A 385-nucleotide genomic window follows, 5' to 3' on the forward strand; every position below is an offset into this window, starting at 1 on the left:
GGACTACCTACCGGCAGATGCGCTTGGCGAGTCGTCGGCGCTCATCGGCACGCTCGACGAAGACCCCCGCGAACTCGCTTGCGCCATTATCGAGAGCTAGGTTCCCAGAAATTTTTGCGACGGTGATCATCCGGTCTTGACGCTGGAAATCGACCTTCACATATTTTTCGCAGGTCGCCGCCGTTCGTTGGGGCGACCATCGTCAACAACCCGAAATCGTTCAAAGAATTGGAGGTTTCTATGAGCGAGAGAACATTCGAAAGCCCTTTGTTCGTGAGGGCCGCGGAAGGTCTCATTCAGGAAATAGCCTGCCTTGAGGATGCCTTCGATTTCCTCGATGAATGGCCTTTGCACCGGCGCGGCGTGATCTATGAGACTGCGAAGC

General features: G+C 55.3%; 1 protein-coding gene. It reads right to left on the minus strand.

The window, feature by feature from the left end; genetic code table 11:
* Positions 1–156: 156 nt before the first annotated feature.
* Positions 157–385 (minus strand): hypothetical protein (locus EOA29_RS44160; RefSeq protein WP_348628959.1); only part of this gene is annotated, 229 nt, incomplete at its 5' end.

This window comes from Mesorhizobium sp. M1E.F.Ca.ET.063.01.1.1, from assembly GCF_003998155.1.
In the GTDB taxonomy this organism is placed as follows: domain Bacteria; phylum Pseudomonadota; class Alphaproteobacteria; order Rhizobiales; family Rhizobiaceae; genus Mesorhizobium.